1 protein-coding gene and 1 pseudogene are annotated in these 666 nt (G+C 57.2%); one reads left to right on the forward strand and one right to left on the reverse strand.

The features are described from left to right. A pseudogene (locus DVK07_RS20400) lies at positions 1–197 on the reverse strand (IS200/IS605 family transposon protein TnpB); the annotation flags it as partial. A 72-nt stretch (positions 198–269) separates the two neighbouring features. Here DVK07_RS20400 and DVK07_RS20405 point away from each other — a divergent pair. After that, positions 270–572, forward strand: coding sequence for a DUF6516 family protein (locus DVK07_RS20405; protein WP_121598578.1), 303 nt, complete (start codon positions 270–272; stop codon positions 570–572). Positions 573–666: the final 94 nt, after the last annotated feature.

Consider the following 666-nt stretch of genomic DNA (forward strand, 5'->3'; position numbering starts at 1 on the left):
CACACCGGGCATTCAGTCGTCGTGTACGGTTTCGACCGGACTTCAACCGTGATGCCATACTCCTCAGCAGTTGTCGCAAGCCGGTCGATGAACGACCGGTACGCCCAGAACTGGTGCGTCTTCTCGTTCACATGCGCCGACCAATGTGCCGACAGCACGTCGGAGAGGTCGCCAACGTACACGTTGGCCACGCCCTCGCTCTAATCGAGAACTGTACTTCGGTCCCGTAAACTTATGACCTATAACATCATAGGTTATAGTACAGTAGGATGTCGAAGCGTCACCCGATCGAGTTAAACCGCGCTGTTCCCGGTGGGCGCGTGGAGATATTCGCTGTCCGCGACGAGGAGTATCCGGACGGGTGGTTCTATCGGTTTCAGTACTACCATCCTGAGATCGGCGAACTGCTCCGGTATGACGACGCGCACGACGACGACGATCTCGGTTGGCATCACCGGCACGTTCGATTTGGCGACGACACAACGATCGAGTTTCACAGCCTTGCGGCTCATGTGACTCGGTTTCTGAACGAAATTGCGACGCTGGCAGACACGGAGACCACCAATGACTGAGCCCAACCACGACGGCTGGCCCGACAAGTACAGTGACCCTCGCGACCGGCCGCATCCCGATGTCCTTCGCATTACCGTCGAATCGTTCGACGAT

It is taken from the genome of Halorubrum sp. Atlit-26R (genome assembly GCF_003666015.1).
Lineage (GTDB): Archaea > Halobacteriota > Halobacteria > Halobacteriales > Haloferacaceae > Halorubrum.

What these genes read in the sequence shown, in the direction of transcription:
- DVK07_RS20405 (WP_121598578.1), top strand. Translation starts at nt 270, where the DNA reads ATGTCGAAGCGTCACCCGATCGAGTTAAACCGCGCTGTTCCCGGTGGG.